The following is a 19,148-nucleotide window of genomic DNA, read 5'->3' on the forward strand; positions in this document are numbered from 1 at the left end:
GGTTTTTCCACCGAAGGTTCAAAGCCCCGCCAGCTGCCAGAGAGACCGTTCCGCACCAGGCGGAGGAGGCCACCAATGCCGCGCGCCACATTGCTTGTGCTGCTGTCGATTTTCGGCATCGCCGGCGCCGAACCCTTGAAGCTGGGCGTCCACCCCTATCTGCCCGCGACCGAGCTGGTCAGCCGGTTTACTCCACTGGCGGAGTACCTGGAGGACACACTCGAACGACCGGTCGAGATTGTCGTATCCAGCAGCTATGAATCACACATCGAGCAAGTTGCCACCGGCGAATTTACGCTTGCCCTCCTCGGTCCCATCCCGTATGTCGTTCTGACCCGGGATCACGGCACACCGCCCATACTGGCGGCACTGCAAATCGACGGCCATGCGATGTTCCATGGCGTGATCATCACGCGCGAAGAATCGCCCCTGCAGAGGCTTGAAGATCTCGCCGGCAGGAAATTCGCCTTCGTCGACCCGAACTCGACCATGGGCTATGTAGTGCCGCTCTCGATACTGGAGCGACATGGGATCCCGCTGGAGAAGCTCGACCGACACGCATTCCTCAACAGCCACGAAAACGTCGCCATCGGCGTACTCCTGGGCCGCTATGATGCCGGTGCCGTGAAGGACGAGACCTATGGAAAATACCGGGACCGCGGACTGCGGGCGCTCGCGGTTACCTCGGATATACCCGAACATCTGTTTGTGGCCGGCTACCAGGTGGAACCACAATTGGTGAAATCCTTGCGTGCAGCACTGCTCAAGTTGCCGCAGACGCCGGATGGAGAGGAGGTCTTGCGTGCAATCAAGCCGGACCTCACCGGCCTGGTACCCATCCATAACCGCCAGTATGACGCCCTGCGCCAAATGCTGCAGTCCATAGGCACGGCTGGGGAGTAGTCGATGCTATTGAGTGCAGAAAAGCTGCGGACCCTGGTCGGACTGACTCTGGTGCTGGCCGCCTTTCTGCTGGTAGCCGATATCGTGATCTATCAGCACCAGCGCCAGCTACTCTATACCGAAGCACACGAAAACCTCACCCGGGAGCTCGACCTGGTGGGCGGCTTTGTGCGTGAGGCCGCCGTACGCGATGACTACGCTACCATCGAACGCTTCCTGACCCGATGGGGACTGCAACACCCGAAATCACTGGTGGAAGTGGAGGCGGTGGCACCCAACGGGTTCGTGCTGGCCCACTACCAAAGGGATGGTCCCCCTGCCGAGGATGTGGTCGAGGCGACCCGAGTAGTACATCTCGACGAAACGCCGCTGCTTACACTGCGGGCCGTCAAGGATGCCTCCCGGGTAAAGCGGGGGCTGACCAGCCTGATGGGCCAGCTGGCGGGAAGTTCGCTCGTGCTGCTGGCGGCGCTGGCCACCATTCTCTGGTATGTCGTGCGCCGACTGGCCCTGCTTCCCATGGAGCAGGAGATCCAGCGGCGCCGGCATGCGGAATCACTGCTTACCCTGCATCGCGATCGTCTCGACGAACTGGTACAGACCCGCACGCAGGAACTGGTGGAGAGCAACAGACAACTGATTCGGGAGATTGAGGAGCGCGAAGGAGTCGAGGCCTCGTTGCGCGAACGTGAACAGGTACTGAGCCAGACGGACCAGGCACTGCGCGCCCTGCACCGCATCAATGCCACCCCCCTTGCCCATGAGGAAAAAATCGACGCCCTGCTCGAACTCGGCACCCGACTGTTCGGCCTGCCTGTCGGCACCCTCTCGCGCATCGAAGGCGACCATTACACCATAGTGGCGGTCAGTGCCCCGCCGGACACCGGGCTAGCCAGGGGGGCCACGTTCCCCCTGCAGGAGACCAATTGCGGGATCACGGTCGACAGCGAGGAGCCAGTGAGCTTCCATCACGCCGCACAAAGTGATCGGCGCGGGCACCCCTGCCGCTCGCTGTTCGGAATCGAGGCCTATCTGGCGGCACAAGTGGAAGTGGCGGGCCAACCATACGGAACCCTCAGCTATTCCAGTCCGAGCCCGCGCGAAACGCCCTTCTCCTCCACCGACCTGGAGATCGTCAAGCTGATGGCGCAGTGGCTGGGTGCCGAACTGGAGCGCGAGCAGAGCGCCCGTCAGCTCGCACAATTGGCCAACTACGACACATTGACCGCTCTTCCCAACCGCAACCTGTTCTACGATCGGCTTCAGCACGCCCTGGACCGCAGCCTGCGCAGCAATACCCCGATAGCCCTGCTTTTCCTCGATCTGGACGGCTTCAAGCACGTCAACGACACCCTCGGTCATGCCGCGGGCGACAGCCTGTTGCAGGCGGTCACCCGGCGCCTGAACGAGTGCGTGCGTCGGGACGATACTCTGGCCCGCCTCGGTGGCGATGAATTCACCATCATCATGGAGGGGGTTCGACACGCCGAGGAAGCCGCTGTACTCGCCCAAAAGGCCTCCGCAGCCATTGCCCACCCGTTCGAGATAGCGAACCAGGAGATTTTCATCACCACCAGTATCGGTATCGCCGTCTATCCGCAGGATGGACAGGACAGAGAAACGCTGGTTCAACATGCCGATGCGGCCATGTACAAGGCCAAGGGACAGGGACCCAACAACTACGTCTTTTTCACCGAGGAGATCAGTATCCTTGCCAAACAGCGCATGCAACTCGAGCACGGGCTGCGACGCGCGTTGCGACGCGGCCATTTCGAGCTCTACTATCAGCCGCAGATCGACATGACCAGCGGACGCATGGCTTCCATGGAGGCCTTGCTGCGCTGGCACGATCCCGACCGCGGATTGCAGATGCCTTCGGAATTCATCGGTACAGCCGAGGAGACGGGACTGATCGTGCCCATTGGCGATTGGGTGTTACGCACCGCCTGCTCTCAGCATCGCGCCTGGCAAAAGATGGGACTGGAACCGCCGCCGATAGGGGTAAACCTGTCGGCCCGCCAGTTTCTCCAGAAGGATTTGCCGCAGCAGATCGCCGGCATCCTCACCGAGACGGGCCTGGAATCCCGGCATTTGGTTCTGGAGCTGACCGAAACCGCCCTGCTGCACGACGTCGCTGCCAGCCGGGAGATGCTCGTGGAACTGCGTGATATGGGACTGCAAATCTCGATCGATGACTTTGGGGCGGGCTATGCCTCGCTCAACTACCTGAAGCAGCTGCCTCTGGACACCTTGAAAATCGACCAGTCCTTCATCCGTGAACTGGCGGACGATTCACAAGATATGGCGATCGTCTGCGCCATCCTGACGTTGGCCGGTCGGCTCAATCTCACCACCGTTGCCGAAGGCATTGAGACCAGACCACAATTCGACTTCCTGCGTGAAAACGGCTGCGAAGTGGCGCAAGGCTTCCTGTTCAGCCGCCCGGTGCCTGCAGCACAGCTCGAGTTCCTGCTGCGGGAATATTCGGGCAAGGCCATATTGTCGGCAGAAGAGGAGACCCCCAATGGGCAGAGGGGGATGTTTGAAGGCGAACCGGGCAAGCGATAACCACGCCGAATTTTTTCGCTGCTCAAACGACTTGCATTAGAATGAACATTCGATCTAATATCAGGACATGCCTGCCAATTTAGCCAGAAACCGAATTGATACCCGCTCCAAAGTGCTGGAAGCGGCCCTGCATCTGTTTGCCGGAGGCGGATATTTCAACACGTCTGTGCATGATATCCAGAGAGAGGCACAGGTCAGCATCGGTTCGATTTACCACCACTTCGGGGACAAGGAAGGGGTCGCCCGTGCGCTCTACACAGAGCTTCTGGAACAGACGGATGGCGAACTGAAGCGCATCAATGAGCGCGGTGGATCAGCGCAGGAGCGCTGTCGAGCCGCAGTGGCACTGCTTTTCGAAATGACGGAGGCCGAGCCCAAATCGATGCAGTTCATTCTGCATGCCCAGCACCGGGAGTTTCTCCCCAATGAACCGCCCATCTGCTCCTCTGCCCCGTTTCGCCGGATGCGGGAGATGGTGGAGGCTGGCATCCAGTCGGGCGAAATCCGGCCGCTGGATGCAATGATTGCCGCAGCCTGCCTGTTTGGCGGTCCGATCCGCCTGATCCATTTGCGCCTCGATGGCGTACTGGCGGCACCGCTGCAAGAACATCTGGAAACGGCGTGGGACTGCGCCTGGAGGGCAGTGGCCGTGTGATACGGCCGCTGTTTTTTTCGTCGACCGATTAGAACGAATATTCGTTCGAATCAAGGGAGCAAAACATGAAATCACTTGCCATGGTCATTCGCGACGACGGTTACGACAAAATATTGACCCCGCTGGCCTTCGCCTATCTCGCCTCCGCCGAAGGGGTCGAAGTGGACATGCTGTTCGTGAACTGGTCGGTGCGGGCCCTGACCAAAGAGGGAGCCCGCTCACTCCGGGTCGAGGGCAGCCATGCGGACCAGGACGCCTGGGTCCGCGAACAGGTCGCCAAGGCCGGCCTGCCCAGCGACATTCACGAGGTGCTGAAAGCCCTGAAGGAGACCGGCTGCGTTCGCCTCTACGGCTGCAGCCTGGCCGCCACTATTTTTGGCGTTAATGACGACAACCTCATTCCCGAGGCCGAGGGTATTGTCGGAGCCTCCTGGTTCCTCAATGACAAGATGACCCAAGCCGATCACTGCCAGTATTTCTGAATCCGGAGAGATGCTATGAACGACTACACGATCACCAGTACCGTCGATACCTCCGGTACCTGCTGCCCGATGCCGATGGTCAACACCAACCGGGCCATCAAGAACGTCCAGCCGGGCGAAGTCATCGAGATCATTGCTACCGACCCCGCCACCGAGCAGGACATTCCCGACTGGTGCCGACGAATGGGCCATACCCTGATTAAACAGGCCCGGGTAGGAGATACCTACCGTTACACGATTCAGAGGAGCCAGTGATGCGAACAGCACAGAAAACGCTGATCGGATGGCTATTGGGTCTGCTGATACTGACGGCGACCGCTACTGCGGGCGCAACGATGTACAGCGACAGTGCCGCGCTGAAGGGTGTCGATAATGGGCAGGGCGTGTTTCTTTTCGACTTCGACAATCCACAGAAACTGGCGTTTTACCTGAACGTCGTCGCCGGAACCCACGAGAATTTCCGACGGCAGGCGGTGGAGCCGAATTTTGTGGTGGTCTTCATCGGCCCGACGGTGAAGTACCTCACCACCGAACCCGACGATGAAATCGACATGCGGTACCAACAGGAAATGGCCAATATCGCGGCAGCCATCGAGCGGCTCGACGAACTCGGGGTTCGGCTGGAGATTTGCTCGATTGCCAACGAGGTTTTCGGAGTGGACAACAAAACCGTACTGCCGGGACTGGAAGTGATCGGCGACGGCTTCGTCTCTCTCATCGGCTATCAGCAGCAGGGCTATCACCTGGTGCCGATCTTTTAGGTCCGGGTCCGGCCTCTGCCGCTCCGGTCAGTCGCCACCGGGTTCAAAAATGGTGAAGCCCCGGCTCCAGAAGGAGCCGGGGCTTCGGCGTTGGCGTCCCCAAGGGGAGTCGAACCCCTGTCGCCGCCGTGAAAGGGCGGTGTCCTGGGCCTCTAGACGATGGGGACACTGTTTGGTGGAGCTAGGCGGGATCGAACCGCCGACCTCCTGCATGCCATGCAGGCGCTCTCCCAGCTGAGCTATAGCCCCGAAAGGCCGCGCATTATAGGATAGATTCAGCACAATTAGCAATGCCCCGTTGGTCGTTAGATTCCCCGAAGGACCAAAGCCATGGCGGCCACCCTCCCCCGCCGGACGGCTATACAAAAAATTGCAAATTTTTAACCTCACTCTCCGCCACACTCGCTACGATTATCTGAGCCTACCCGGAAAAAAGCTATGGCCGATTCCCGTTTGGGCTTCTACATTTGATTTCTCAAGTTCGACACAAAGGCGAAAACGCATGGACCGGAAAGTGAGTAAAACCGCCCCGACTGACATCTCGACCGAGACCGGAGCGGACAGCTATATGGACGAAGAAATGCTGGCCCGCTACAGGGAGCTGTTGGTCCAGCAGCGGGACGAGGTCCGCGCCCACCTCGAGCGCGCCCTGGAGGAACCCAAACACCACCCCGACGCTCTACCCGACGAGGGTGATCAGGCCTCCAGGGAAGCCGAGACCGAAATGGAACTGCAGGAAATCAACCGACAGCGAAATCAGCTGCGCGAGATCGAGGCGGCTTTACAGCGCCTGGACGAGGGCGAGTACGGTTACTGCGAGGCGTGCGGGCTCGAGATCGGGCTAAAGCGGCTCAATGTCCGCCCGGTTGCCACGCTTTGCATCGACTGCAAGTCGCTTGAAGAAGTCCGTAACCGGCACTAGTGCGATAGGGTGGTTTGGGCGTTCACCATTCCAAATGGTGGGGCCGTACTCGACAGAGCGGCTCCACGCCCACTTTCACCTCTTCCGCTCCCACCATTTCCTCCCCCTCTCTATCGGAAAAGGCGAACGGCGATTTTTCGGTTTTCCCGGCGCAACCTATACCGATTCCAACAGTCCTACTGAGTGACGGAAAAGTGTCCCACTAGGAGCCTGTCGGATTATGGTGTCAGACAGAATCCGACAGGCTCTCAGGTTCGGAATCGACTTCCGACTCTGTACAAGGACATCGTCGCTATCAGTGTTCCACTGACAACAGGGTGAGCCGGAAAATGGCAGCACAAGCTGACAAGATTTTTAATGCCGAACGTCCCCCTTTTGCCGAGGGTTTTTGGCAGAAAGAGGTAAACGTTCGAGATTTCATCTACACCAACATCACGCCGTATGATGGTGATGCCTCCTTTTTGACCGGGCCGACCACAGCCACCAAGGTACTTTGGGAACAGTGTCGCTTCCTTCTCAAACAGGAGCAGGACAAGGGTGGCGTCCTCGATATCGATACAAAGACGATTTCCACCATCACCAGTCATGCACCGGGTTATATCGACAAGGGTCGGGAACAGATTGTAGGTCTGCAGACCGATGCCCCGCTCAAACGCTCCATCAAGCCCTTCGGCGGCTGGCGCGTGGTGCAGAAGGCTTGCGAACAGGCCGGCTACGAGCTCGATCAGAGCGTTGTCGATCTGTGCCGCAACTATCGCAAGACCCACAATGACGGGGTCTTTGATGCCTATACCGATGACAACAAAACACTTCGCAAAAGCGGGATCATTACCGGACTGCCTGATAACTATGCCCGCGGCCGCATCATCGGCGATTACCGTCGTCTTGCTCTTTATGGCGCCGACCGGCTGATCGCTGCCAAGCATGCCGATCGCAAGCATCTGGTCGGCACCATGACTGACGAACTGATCCGCCTGCGTGAAGAGGTAGCCGAACAGATCAAGGCACTGGAGATGGTCAAGGAGATGGCCGCCTCCTACGGCTTCGATGTGGGCCAGCCGGCCCGAAATGCCCGTGAGGCGATCCAGTGGACTTACTTCGCCTACCTCGCCGCCGTAAAGGAGCAGGATGGCGCCGCCATGAGCCTGGGCAACGTAAGCAGCTTCTTCGACATCTATATCGAAAACGATTTGAAGAGCGGCAATATCACGGAGCAGCAGGCGCAAGAGCTGGTTGACCAGTTCATCATGAAGCTGCGACTGATCCGGCATCTGCGCATGGACGAATACAACCAGTTGTTCGCCGGCGACCCTACCTGGGTCACCGAATCGATCGGCGGTGTATTCCGCGATGGCCGGCACAAGATCACCAGGACCAGCTTCCGCTTCCTGCATACGCTCTACAATCTCGGCGCCGCGCCCGAGCCCAACCTGACGGTGCTCTGGAATGAGAAGCTGCCGGAGAACTTCAAGCGCTTCTGCGCCCGGGTCTCCATCGACACCTCCTCTGTGCAGTACGAAAATGACGCGCTTATGAGCGAAGCCGGCCAGTGCGACGATTACTGCCTGGCTTGTTGCGTATCGATGATGGAAACGGGCAAGGAGATGCAATTCTTCGGGGCGCGCTGCAATCTGGCCAAGGCACTGCTGCTTGCCTTGAATGAAGGGCGCGACGAGCTTAGCGGAATGCCCATCGTTCCCGGCATAGAGCCACTGCCGGAAGGCCCACTCGACTATGAGGAGGTGCGCCGCCGCTTTGAGCAGACCATGGCGTACATTGCCGAGTCGTACGTGAATACGATGAACGTCATTCACTTCATGCACGACCGGTATTATTACGAGCGTTCGATGATGGCCTTCATGGACAGCCGGATAAAACGCAACATGGCCTTCGGGATCGCCGGCCTGAGCGTAACCGCTGATTCGTTATCGGCCATTCGCTACGCCAAGGTGACGCCGATACGCAATAAAGAGGGGTTTACCATCGATTTCGAAACCGAGGGAGAATTCCCGCTCTACGGAAACGACGATGACCGTGTCGACACGATTGCCCGGAAGCTGGTCCAGTCCTTCAACCGGGAACTCGGCAAGCACCACATCTACCGGGATGCCACCCCGACGCTGTCGGTGCTGACCATCACCTCCAATGTGGTGTATGGCAAAAAGACCGGGGCGACGCCCGACGGACGCAAACAGGGCGAACCGTTCGCACCGGGTGCCAACCCGATGCATGGCCGTGATAGCTCCGGAGCCATCGCCTCACTGAACTCCGTGGCCAAGCTGGACTACTACGATGCACGGGATGGTGTTTCCAATACCTTCTCGATTGTGCCGAGGTCCCTTGGCATGATGGACGAAGAACGGGAACAGAACCTGGTGTCGCTGCTTGACGGCTACTTCGCAAGCAATGCCCACCACCTGAATGTCAACGTACTCGACCGCAGCGTACTGATGAGGGCAATGGAACACCCGGAGGAGTATTCGCAGCTGACCATCCGCGTATCCGGCTACGCCGTGAATTTCACGAGGCTCAGCCGACAACACCAGCTGGAGGTAATTGCCCGGACGTTCCATGAGGCGATGTAGCGGCTCCCCGGTGAAGCGGGAGTGGAGTATCCATCCACTCCCCTTCGGCGGGGTTAACTGATGTGGGGTATTTCAGGAAGAGTACGATGCTGAAGGTTCACTCCATCGAGACGTTCGGAACCCATGATGGTCCGGGCATTCGTCTGGTGCTTTTCCTCCAGGGCTGTGCCTTTCGTTGCGTCTACTGTCACAATCCCGATACGCAAAGTTGTGCGAATGATCAGGGGACGCCTTACAGCACTGATCAGGTTTTGACGCTGCTGGAGAAACAGCGCTCCTATTTCAGAAACAGCGGCGGCCTGACCGTCTCGGGCGGAGAGCCCACGCTGCAGGCCGGCGAACTGATTACACTTTTCACTGCCGCCAAAGAGCGAGGCTTTCACCTCGCCCTCGATACCAGTGGTGGCGTCTGGTCACGAACGGTTAATCAGCTGTATGACCTGACCGACCTGGTGATCCTTGATGTCAAGCATATCGATGACGCATGGCACCGAAAGATTACCGGTACCGGTAATAGCAATACCCTGCGCAACGCCGACTATCGCGAGCGCTCCGGCAAGCCGCTCTGGCTGCGCTATGTCCTCGTCCCCGGCTGGACTGATCAGCCCGAGTATCTGGAAGCGTGGGCCCGCCATTTCTCCGGTTACAAAAATCTGAAGCGCGTAGAGGTTATCCCCTACCATACCTTCGGTGTTCACAAGTACGCCGCCATGGGCCTGCGTTATCCCCTGCACGGTGTTGCGCCCCCGACCACCGAACAAGTGGACAGGGCGGTTGATATTATCGCCCGTAACCTGGGGGATGTTCCCCAGCTGATTGCCGCCTAAATACGTGGTTCCAAATTGGTGTCCATGCATGTAGGAGCGACGGAAGTCGCGATGACGCCGAATCGCGGCTTCCGCCGCTCCTGCATGTATCTCGGTATGTCACCGAAGGAGCGTGTTGGACACGATTTCGGAACAGCTATTTAAGCACCAAACAGATAAATCCCGTGCGGGATCAACTCGCAGACAAGCACACGCCTCTGAACGCGTTACTGATTCGATGCCGCCCCTTCGGTCGAAGTCTCCGGCCCCTCTCGAGGTGTCCCACGCCTCCCCAGCCATCGCCGCCATACGGCAAGCAGTACCGAAAGCACCACAGGCCCCAGGAAAAGCCCCACCAGCCCGAAAGCACTGAGTCCACCAAGGACCCCGAACAGCACCAGCAGGAAGGGAATATGGGCTGAGACACTGATCACCAGCGGCCGAACCACGTTGTCGACCGAACTCACCCCCAGAGCCCCCCAGGCCAATAGTCCCAATCCTGCCCACAGCTGTGCGTCAAAGAGCAGGTAGAGGACAACCGTGCCCCAAACCACCGGCGCTCCGAACGGCACCAGCGCCGCGAGCGCAGTCAGGACACCGATCAGCACCGGGGCCTCCATTCCGACGATCCAGTAACCGAGCCCCGCCATGGCCCCCTGCGCGATGGCGGTCAATACCAACCCGTATACCACGGCCCGGGTCATTTCCGCCGCCGCAATCCAGTAGACATCCGACTGGCGCCCCAAAAGGATCTGCAGTCCCTGTCGAAACTGGGCCATCACTACCTCGCCGTCGCGATAGATGAAAAAGACCGCAAGCAGCGCCATCCCGAATTTCATGGCATTGCGCCCCACCGCACCAGCGGCTTCCGCAGCCCCTCCGGCGATATTCGGGGCCTGGGTCGTTAGCCACTCGTCGACGATTTTTGGATTTTGGGCGACCTGTTCGGCCAGATCCGCGATCGGCCTCCCGACCAGCGGCAGCGAAAGGAGCCAGGTGGGAAGCCTGTCGGCTTCCCCCGAAAGGGTGTCCTCGATCCACTGAAACAGGTCCCGCGCCTCCTGCTGCAGAGAGGCTATCACCAGAAGTACCGGGACGATGATCAGCACGGCCAGCAGCAGGGTCATCAGAAAGGAGGCCAATCCCGGCCTCGACACCATTCGCCGCAAGCGGCAATTGAGCGGCCAAGTCACATACGCCAGAATAAAGGCCCACAAAAGCGGCACCAGAAAATCCTGGACTACCTGATAGGTCAGCAGCAACAGCCCACCCAAAAGCAGTGCCACCACCAGGCGACCCGCCCAGGGACCCGAAGAAGCCCCGTACTGGACCTTCAGCTCTGTATCGCGATTGGGTTCCATAGAAAAAAGATAGTTCGTCGCGGCTTTTTGACCGCTCGCATTCCGTTCGCTACAGAGCCCCTCCACTTCTCAAAACCCGGTGCAAAAATATTCGAAAAAAAATTTTGACACCCCGGACGGGTGGACTAAATATGTAGACAAGACCTGATAAAGGCAAACCTGTCGAAAGACAGGGGCACAAAGCCACCGGCCTAAGGGACTTCGGTTCTAGGGCAGCGGAGCTACCAGGTCCCGGGATAGGCCTGATAATGGCAAACCTGACGAAAGTCAGGGGCGCAAAGCTACCGGTCTAAGGAGTCCTGCGGGATTCTACGATCGCGGAGCTGCCAGGTCTTCAAAACGGGCCTGATAAAGGCAAACCTGACGAAAGTCAGGGGCGCAAAGCTACCGGTCTACGGAACCTTTCGGGTTCTATGATCGCGGAGCTGCCAGGTCTTCCTTATTATTTCTAGTCCGCCCCCCTGCCTCGTTGTTCGCCCCGGTTAAATGCCGCCGCATACTGCGTCCAGCCAGCCGCGCACCCGCGTTTGCCGGTCGGATCACCAGCGTGCAGGCGCACCAAACAAAAAAAGCCCCGACTCCAGAAAGGAGTCGGGGCTTTTCGAATTGGCGTCCCCAAGGGGAGTCGAACCCCTGTCGCCGCCGTGAAAGGGCGGTGTCCTAGGCCTCTAGACGATGGGGACGGAAACCATCTTCAACAAAACCGAAACCGCGAGGTCCCGGGTACAAACCTGGTGGAGCTAGGCGGGATCGAACCGCCGACCTCCTGCATGCCATGCAGGCGCTCTCCCAGCTGAGCTATAGCCCCCGAAAGGCCGGCCAGTATAGGTAAATTCCCCCTCGAACACAACGCCGTTCCGAAGCTTTTTCCGCCTGCGGCGACTCTCATAAAGCTGAGCGACGATGCGGCGCGCGGTTCGGCTGCAGAACCCCGAACCGCGCGCAGGGGCCGTTTCACGCCCCTGCCGTCAGGCCTCGCCTGGATATCTAACTCCACTCGCCAATCGGAATGCCTTCACCGTGAAGGCGGTGTGCTTTCCGGACTTTCTCTCTTTCACCGGTTGAGACATGCTGAGGCCTACCAGCCAGTAGACCCAAATCCGATGGTAGACCCCGCCGCGTCTGACCCTATCGCCCGTCACCATTCCGTCCATTTCATCCAGCGTCCGCCTCTCGTATCATATTCGTTTTACCGGACGGGTCTCGCCGTGCCTTTCACTGCCTTCGCCCACATCAATGCCGAGAAGTCCGTGCTTTATCGGCGGATCATGGCGGTATTCGCCGATGCCAAGGCGCATTTCATCGTCCATCTGCGCCCGGAGGACGTGGCGGAGAGGCTGGGTGAGGGCGTCGCGGCCGAAGAGGTGCAGGCGGCGCTCGGCCAGCTGGCGAATTGGGGCAATCTTCAGGCGGAGCCCGATACCAGCCGCGTCACCTCGGTCGAGGATTTCTACCGGGCGCGTTTTCTCTACCAAATCACCCGCGAAGGGGAGGCGGCCGAACAGGCGCTGCGCACCTTCGAGGAGGTGCTGGGCCGGCGCGGCGCACTCCAGTCCGTAGCGCTGGAGGAGATCCGCACCCATATGCGGGCGCTGCTGCCGCTGGCGCAGGACGGGGGACCCGACTCCGGCCGTGTCACCCTGCTGCTGCGCGACCTCTCGCGGGTGTTCGCCGACCTGGCCGAGAACGCCCGCGCCTTCATGGCGGGGCTGGGGCGCAGCATCGACCTGCGCGAGGGCGAGCGCGAGGCGTTCCTCCTCTACAAAGAGCGTCTTATTGACTATCTGGAGCGCTTCCTCGGCGAACTGGTGGTGGCGGCGGCCGAGATCAACGCTCTGATCCGCCAACTCGACGGACCGCCCATCGAGCGCCTGCTCCGCATCGTCGCCGAGCGCGACGCGCGCGATGCGGCGCCGGACCTGGAGGCGCGCGAGGACGACGGCGGCCGGGAATTCGAGCGGGCACTGGCGAACTGGCGCGCCCATTGGGAGGGGCTCACACGCTGGTTCGTCGGCAGCGCGGGACACCCGTCGCAGGAGGCGCTGCTTCGCAGCCGCGCCCGCAAGGCGATCACCCAACTGATGGAGACGGTGGTGCGTCTCAACGAGCGGCGCCTCGGCCGCAGCGATCGCTCCGCCGACTTTCGGGTACTCGCCCGCTGGTTCGCCGAGTGCGAGGACGACGCCGACGCCCACCGGCTGTGGCGGGCCGCCTTCGGCCTGGCGCCTGCGCGCCATCTCACAGTCGACCCGCAGACCCTCGCCGCCTGGGAGGAGCGGCCGGTCCCGGCCGGCACCCCGTGGGCCGCGGCACCGCCGCTGGCGGTCAGTCCGCGGCTGCGTGCAACCGGCCGTTTTCAGCGCCGGGGCGCGCCCGCCAAGGTGCGGCGCCACCGCGAGGAGAAGGCGGAGTTGGGTCGCCAGATCGCCCGCGAGGCGGAACAAACGCGGCGCGCCCGTGCCCGGCTGGCCACCGGGAAGCCGACGCGACTCTCCGAATTCGGCGAACTGGATGCAGACAGCTTCGGCCTCTTTCTGCGTCTGCTGGGCGAGGTCCTCTCCTCGGCCGCGGGACCGGAGGCACCCATCGAGACGGTAACCGGAGACGGCAGCCTGCGGGTGGTGCTGGAGCCGCTGGAGGCGGACAGCGAGGCGGCGTTGGTGACGCCGCTCGGTACCCTGCGCGGGCGCGATTACCGCATCTGCATCACAGACCTGGAGGGTTGACGTTGATTGCTGCCGAATCCCTCGACGACGTCCTCGATCGCAACCGACTGGATGAGCGCCGACGCGCCCTCCGGTCGCTGCTACTTCGTCCGCTGCTGGAGAGCGACACCCCCGCCTTCGCCCTGGTGCGCCGCCACACGGAGTGGCTGCGCGAGTGGCTGGCGCGGGAGACCGGTTGGGCACTCCAGGTGGAGGGGGATTTCGCCCGTCTGCATAAGGCGCCGGCGGACCACGGCGACGCCTCCCGCGGGGCGCCGCCCCACTACCGCCGGGCCGGTGCAACGCCGTTCGATCGGCGCCGCTACGCCCTGTTCTGTCTGGCCCTGGCCGACTTGGAGCGCGGCGAGAGCCAAGTCACCCTGGGCAACATCGGCAACGCCGTGGTCCACGGTGCGACGGACCCCATGCTGACCGGCGCGGGGCTGCGTTTCGAACTGGAGGGGCGCGACGAGCGACGCGATCTGGTGGCGGTGGTGCGCCTGCTGATGGAACTCAGGGTATTGAGTCGGGTAGCCGGAGACGAGGAATCGTACATCGCCGCCGGCCGCGACGTCCTCTACGACGTGGACCGCCGGGTGCTGGCGGCACTGCTGGTCACCGCCCGCGGTCCCTCCCTGCTCCCACCGGACGAGTTACCCGCCGGCACCTTGGAGCGCATGACCGCGGTCACCGCGCGTTACGTCCCCGACACCACCGAGGCCCGCAACCGGGAACTGCGCCAGCGACTCACCCGTCGCCTGCTCGATGACCCGGTGCTCTACTGGAGCGAACTGGACGAGGACGAGCATGCCTATTTGACCAGTCAGCGCGCCGCCATCGCGCGACGTATCGAGGAGGCCACCGGCCTGATTCCCGAGGTACGCGCGGAGGGGATCGCGATGGTCGACCCGTCCGCCGACCTGACGGACGAGCGCATGCCGGCCGAAGGCACCGAGGGGCATATCACCCTGCTACTTGCCGAGCATTTGGCAGCTACCGACGCCCAGCAGACGCGGGCCGGCCTGGAGGCGCGGGTGCGCGGCTGGGTCGCCGAATACGGGCGTTTCTGGAAGAAGGCGGCCCGCGAGCCGGGCGCCGAGTCGATGCTGGTTCAGCAGGCGCTGGAGCGACTCGAGGCGCTACGGCTGGTGGTGCGCGAAGGTGAAGAGGTAATGCCGCTGCCGGCCATCGGCCGCTTCAAGCTGGAGCGGCCCCGTGCTCATGACGGCAGTCCCCTGGAGGGTATCGGATGAGCGACCTTCCGCAGCCTACCCGCCCGCGCTGGCAGCCGCTGCGCACCGGCCTGGTCGACCTCTTCTACTACGACGAGGAGACCTTCGCCTTTCGCGACGGCCACCTGCTGCTGCGCGGCAACAACGGCACCGGCAAGTCCAAGGTGCTGGCGCTGACGCTGCCCTTCCTGCTCGACGGGCGCCTCGCCCCGACCCGCGTGGAGCCCGACGGCGACCCCCACAAGCGCATGGAGTGGAACCTGCTGCTGGGCGGCAAGTACAGCGAACGGCTCGGCTACGCCTGGATCGAATTCGGCCGGCTCGACGAGAGCGGCGAGCCCCGCTACTTCACCGCCGGCTGCGGCCTCAAGGCGGTGGCGGGACGCTCCGTACAGAGCTGGTTCTTCACTACCGACCGGCGGGTCGGCGGGGATCTTGCACTGATCGACGGGCACGACCGCGCCCTCAGCCGCGATCGCCTGAAAGAGGCCCTGGAGGGCAGCGGCGAACTCTTCGATACCGCGGCCCGATACCGCCGCGCCCTCGACGAGACCCTGTTCCACCTGGGCGAGGAGCGCTACGAAGCGCTGATCAACCTGCTCATTCAACTCCGTCAGCCACAGCTCTCCAAGCGCCCCGACGAACAGGCCCTCTCCCATGCCTTGACCGAGGCACTGCCACCCTTGAACCAGGCGGTGCTCGCCGACGTGGCCGAGGCGTTCCGCAATCTGGACGCCGAGCGCGAGGAGCTGGACTCCCTGCACGAGGCACAGGTCGCGGTGGAGGAGTTCCTGCATCACTACCGCGAATACGCCCGCATCGCCGCCCGGCGGCGCGCCCGCGAGGTGCGCGGCGCCCAGAGCCGCCACGAGAAAAGCAGTGCCGCCCTCACCGGCAAACGCGATGAACAGGGCAGTGCATGGGCCGAGGAGAAACGGCTGGAGGCGCTCGACCGTCAGCTGCGGGATGACCTGAAGAGAGCACGCGTCGAGGCCGAGACCCTGCGCGCCTCCGAGGAGATGCGCGATGCCCGCGAACTCAAGCGGGCGGAGGAAGAGGCGGAGCGCGAAATACGGGAGGTGGAGAGCCGGCGCGGCGAGGAGCGCCATTTGAAAGGCGAACTCCAGTCGAAGGCGGATCGCCTGCGCCGCGGTCAGGGACGTGTGGCGGAGAGCACCGCTCGGGTCGAGGCGGCACGCGCGGAGCTGGACCCGGCCGCGCAGGCAGCCGGCTTGCAGGCGCTCAACCGGCGCGTAATGGAGCCCCTGCGTCTGCCCAACGGGCCGGAGCCGGCCGACGATGCCCTGATCGACGAAGCCGACCGTCTCCTGCGGGAAGAGACGGCCAAACGCCGGGATGCCATCGAGCACCTGCGGCAGCTCAACCGGCAACACCGGGAGGCGGAAGCGGCGCACGACACCGCCCGCGACGTGCGGCAGCGCGAGGCCGACGAAGGGCACCGGCTTGACGAAGAGCGCGCCGAGGCGGAGCTGGCCGTCGAGGCGTCGGGCGCGGCCCTGACCGCCGCATTCCGCGGCTACGCCGAGGGCCTGCAGGTGTTGCATCTACCGGACCCGGAGGCGGTCGCCGCCGAACTGGCCGACTGGTCCGAGAGCCTCGACGGGGTCAACCCCGCCGCCGAGACGGTGGACGAGGCCTATCGCGTGCAGCTGCGTGCCCTCGCCGACGAGCGGGCGGGAGTGCGCAGCCGCCGGGAGGTGCTGGATGAAGAGCGCCAAACGTGGCGGGCGGAGCGCAGCCGACTGGAACGGGGTGAGCACGCCCGCCCACCACGACCCCATGTGCGGGATCCGGCCGTACGTGCCGAACGCCCCGGCGCTCCCCTTTGGGAACTGATCGACTTCCGCACGGAGCTACCGGCCAAACGCGCCGCCGCCGTCGAGGCGGCCCTCGAGGCCTCGGGCCTGCTGGACGCCTGGGTACTCCCCGACGGCGGGCTGCTGGCGCCGGAGACCTGGGACACGGTGCTGGTGCCGGACGCCCCGACCGAAACCCACCTGGGCACTCTACTGCGACCGGCCGTGGACCGCGATGACCCGCGCGCCGCAGATGTCGAGGATGCCGTGCTGGAGCGGCTGCTGGCCGCCATCAGCTGGGGTGAATCCGACCATCCGGCCTGGGTGACGGAGGACGGCCGCTGGCGTCTCGGCCCCGCCCGCGGCGCCTGGGGCAAGCCGCGCGCCGAATACATCGGCCGCGGCGCACGCGAGGCAGCCCGCCGGCGCCGGATCGCCGAATTGGACGAGCTGATCGCCCGCCAGGAGGCATTGATTGCCGAACTGGACGCCGAGCTCAAACGCCTGAGCGGGCAGTCGCACACGGCGGATCGGGAACGTGCCGCCCTGCCGGGTGACACCGAGCTTCGCGCCGCCCACGAGCGGGTGACCGAGCTGATAGCCCGCCGCCGGCGACAGCAGGAGCGCATCGATCGGGCCGAACAGGCGCTCGCCGCCGCCCGCGAACGGCTCCACGAGGCGACCCGAAGCCGCGACGAGGCCGCCGGCGACCTCGGACTGCCGACCGACGATACCGCCTTGGCCGAACGGTTCGAAGGGGTACGCGACTATACGGCGGCGGCGCGGGCGTTCTGGCCGACCCTGCGCGAACACTGGCAGAACCGTGCCGTGCTTGCCGAGATCGCGCGGGACGTGGCGCAGACCCGCGAACGCCTGGAGGCGCGGCGGCTGCGCCGCGAGGAGGCGGAGCGCTCCGCCGAGGCCGCCGAGGTGCGCCGCGATACCCTGCGCACCACGGTCGGCGAGGCGGCCGAGACGGTGCTCGCCCGGCTGGCCGATGCCGAGGCGCGGATCGCACAGGGCGATCAGGCGATCGAGGATAACGGGGTCGACCAGCGGACCCTCACGGGGCGCATCGAGCGGTTGCGCGCCGACATCGGCCACCTCGAAGGCGAACTGCGCCAGCGCAACGAGGCACGCGAGCGCGCGGTGCGGGCGCTGGAGCAGTTCGCCGACGAAGGGCTGCTCGGGACCGCCCTGCCGGCGCTGGAATTGCCCGAGCGCCGTCCCTGGGCCGCCGATCCGGCGGTGCGCCTGGCCCGGCGCATGGAGGAGGCGCTGGTCGCGGTCGACGATGCCGATTCCGCCTGGGAACGCCGCCAACGCGGGCTCATGGAGCACGTCACCGCCCTCCAGCAGGCGCTCTCGCGCCACGGACACCAGGCCAGTGCCGAACCGGTTGGCGAGCTGTTGGTGGTGCAGGTCGTCTTCCAGTCCAAAGCCCAAGGGCCCGACGAACTGGCGGGCAATCTCGAGCGCGAGGTAACCGAGCGCGGGCGTCTCCTCAATGCCCGTGAGCAGGAGCTGTTGGAGAACTACCTGATCGACGAGGTCGCCAGCCAGCTACAGGTCATGGTCTCCGGTGCCGAGCGGATGGTCGCCGCCATGAACGAAGAGCTGGAGAAGCGCCCCACCAGTACCGGCATGCGGCTGCGTCTGCAGTGGACTCCGGTCCAGGAGGGCTTTGATGCGGACGGCGTCAACCTGCCCGGCGGCTTCGCCGAGGTGCGCCGACGCCTGCGCCAGCTGGCCGAGGCGTGGACTCCGGAAGACCGGGAGGCGGTGGGCGGCTTTCTCAAGCAGCGCATCGACGAGGCGCGCGCCGATACCCGCGGCGGCTCCCTGGCCGAGGTCCTGGAGCGGGCACTCGACTACCGTCGCTGGCACCGCTTCGTGGTCGAGCGCTGGCAGGACGGCCGCTGGCGCAAGGCCTACGGCCCCGCTTCCGGCGGCGAGCGGGCGCTGGTGGTCACCATCCCCCTCTTCGCCGCCGCGAGTAGCCACTACTCCAGCGCCGCCGAGCAGGCCCCGCGTCTGGTGATGCTCGACGAGGCCTTCGCCGGCATCGACGATGACGCCCGCGCCAAGTGCATGGGGCTGCTCGCCCAGTTCGACCTCGATTTCATGATGACCAGCGAGCGGGAGTGGGGCTGCTACCCCGACCTGCCGGGCCTCGCCATCGCCCAACTCGTGCGCCGCGAAGAGTTCGACACCGTCTTCGTCTCCCGCTGGAACTGGGATGGCCGCCGCCGCCACAAAGAGCCCGACCCGATCAGCTCCGAGCTGGAGGCCAATCCCGAGCTGTTCTGATTGCCTATCGAACCATGGCCGGCGCGCTGCGACTCCCGGCC

General features: G+C 63.4%; 13 protein-coding genes, 4 tRNA genes and 3 riboswitches. Of the genes, 12 read left to right on the forward strand and 5 right to left on the reverse strand.

Annotated elements, in window-relative coordinates; genetic code table 11:
- Positions 1-75 precede the first annotated feature (75 nt).
- The 6 genes from phnD (at position 76) to BLP65_RS09720 (ending at position 5,369) form a co-directional block, all read left to right on the forward strand.
- Positions 76-903, forward strand: a complete 828-nt coding sequence (gene phnD / locus BLP65_RS09695) for a phosphate/phosphite/phosphonate ABC transporter substrate-binding protein (protein WP_092996063.1) — start codon at positions 76-78, stop codon at positions 901-903.
- A 3-nt stretch (positions 904-906) separates the two neighbouring features.
- A complete protein-coding gene (locus BLP65_RS09700; RefSeq protein WP_092996065.1) occupies positions 907-3,471 on the forward strand; it encodes a putative bifunctional diguanylate cyclase/phosphodiesterase in 2,565 nt (854 codons plus the stop codon).
- Between the two features lie 67 nt (positions 3,472-3,538).
- Positions 3,539-4,126 (forward strand): TetR/AcrR family transcriptional regulator, encoded by a 588-nt coding sequence (locus BLP65_RS09705; RefSeq protein ID WP_092996068.1) that lies wholly within the window; start codon positions 3,539-3,541, stop codon positions 4,124-4,126.
- A 65-nt stretch (positions 4,127-4,191) separates the two neighbouring features.
- Positions 4,192-4,608 carry a DsrE family protein gene (locus BLP65_RS09710; protein WP_092996071.1) on the forward strand — a complete coding sequence of 139 codons (417 nt, stop codon included), beginning with the start codon at positions 4,192-4,194 and terminating at the stop codon, positions 4,606-4,608.
- A 15-nt stretch (positions 4,609-4,623) separates the two neighbouring features.
- Positions 4,624-4,863, forward strand: coding sequence for a sulfurtransferase TusA family protein (locus tag BLP65_RS09715; protein WP_092996074.1), 240 nt, complete (start codon positions 4,624-4,626; stop codon positions 4,861-4,863).
- Positions 4,863-5,369, forward strand: coding sequence for a DsrE family protein (locus BLP65_RS09720; RefSeq protein ID WP_092996077.1), 507 nt, complete (start codon positions 4,863-4,865; stop codon positions 5,367-5,369). The genes BLP65_RS09715 and BLP65_RS09720 overlap by 1 nt, the downstream gene beginning before the upstream one ends.
- Positions 5,370-5,460: 91 nt before the next feature.
- Here BLP65_RS09720 and BLP65_RS09725 read toward each other — a convergent pair.
- Together BLP65_RS09725 and BLP65_RS09730 are read right to left on the reverse strand one after the other, a co-directional pair.
- Positions 5,461-5,536 (reverse strand) — tRNA-Glu (locus BLP65_RS09725).
- A 6-nt stretch (positions 5,537-5,542) separates the two neighbouring features.
- Positions 5,543-5,618, reverse strand: a tRNA-Ala gene (locus BLP65_RS09730).
- 253 nt (positions 5,619-5,871) lie between these two features.
- Between BLP65_RS09730 and BLP65_RS09735 the strand changes: the two genes are divergently transcribed.
- The 3 genes from BLP65_RS09735 (at position 5,872) to pflA (ending at position 9,703) form a co-directional block, all read left to right on the forward strand.
- Positions 5,872-6,291: a TraR/DksA family transcriptional regulator gene (locus BLP65_RS09735; RefSeq protein WP_092996080.1), complete on the forward strand. Its 420-nt coding sequence runs from the start codon at positions 5,872-5,874 to the stop codon at positions 6,289-6,291.
- Positions 6,292-6,620: 329 nt separating this feature from the next.
- A complete protein-coding gene (pflB, locus tag BLP65_RS09740; RefSeq protein ID WP_092996083.1) occupies positions 6,621-8,876 on the forward strand; it encodes a formate C-acetyltransferase in 2,256 nt (751 codons plus the stop codon).
- Between the two features lie 86 nt (positions 8,877-8,962).
- On the forward strand, positions 8,963-9,703 hold the full coding sequence (pflA, locus tag BLP65_RS09745; RefSeq protein WP_092996086.1) for a pyruvate formate-lyase-activating protein: 741 nt from the start codon (positions 8,963-8,965) through the stop codon (positions 9,701-9,703).
- A 206-nt stretch (positions 9,704-9,909) separates the two neighbouring features.
- On the opposite strand, the gene BLP65_RS09750 is transcribed toward pflA, so the two are convergent.
- From BLP65_RS09750 to BLP65_RS09760, 3 genes are all read right to left on the reverse strand, one after another.
- Positions 9,910-11,043 (reverse strand): AI-2E family transporter, encoded by a 1,134-nt coding sequence (locus BLP65_RS09750; protein WP_092996089.1) that lies wholly within the window; start codon positions 11,041-11,043, stop codon positions 9,910-9,912.
- A 142-nt stretch (positions 11,044-11,185) separates the two neighbouring features.
- A riboswitch (cyclic di-GMP riboswitch) is annotated at positions 11,186-11,272 on the forward strand.
- 11 nt (positions 11,273-11,283) lie between these two features.
- Positions 11,284-11,374: riboswitch (cyclic di-GMP riboswitch) on the forward strand.
- 12 nt (positions 11,375-11,386) lie between these two features.
- A riboswitch (cyclic di-GMP riboswitch) is annotated at positions 11,387-11,476 on the forward strand.
- Between the two features lie 174 nt (positions 11,477-11,650).
- Positions 11,651-11,726 (reverse strand) — tRNA-Glu (locus BLP65_RS09755).
- 49 nt (positions 11,727-11,775) lie between these two features.
- Positions 11,776-11,851 (reverse strand) — tRNA-Ala (locus BLP65_RS09760).
- Positions 11,852-12,251: 400 nt separating this feature from the next.
- Between BLP65_RS09760 and BLP65_RS09770 the strand changes: the two genes are divergently transcribed.
- The 3 genes from BLP65_RS09770 to BLP65_RS09780 are packed head-to-tail and all read left to right on the forward strand — an operon-like array spanning position 12,252 to position 19,107.
- Entirely contained in the window at positions 12,252-13,769 is a 1,518-nt protein-coding gene (locus BLP65_RS09770) for a TIGR02677 family protein (protein ID WP_092996095.1), read from the forward strand.
- 2 nt (positions 13,770-13,771) lie between these two features.
- Positions 13,772-15,001: a TIGR02678 family protein gene (locus BLP65_RS09775; protein ID WP_245688287.1), complete on the forward strand. Its 1,230-nt coding sequence runs from the start codon at positions 13,772-13,774 to the stop codon at positions 14,999-15,001.
- Positions 14,998-19,107: a TIGR02680 family protein gene (locus tag BLP65_RS09780; RefSeq protein ID WP_092996099.1), complete on the forward strand. Its 4,110-nt coding sequence runs from the start codon at positions 14,998-15,000 to the stop codon at positions 19,105-19,107. The genes BLP65_RS09775 and BLP65_RS09780 overlap by 4 nt, the downstream gene beginning before the upstream one ends.
- The last annotated feature ends 41 nt before the right edge of the window (positions 19,108-19,148 follow it).

The sequence above is a fragment of the Thiohalomonas denitrificans genome (genome assembly GCF_900102855.1).
Taxonomy (GTDB): Bacteria; Pseudomonadota; Gammaproteobacteria; order Thiohalomonadales; family Thiohalomonadaceae; genus Thiohalomonas; species Thiohalomonas denitrificans.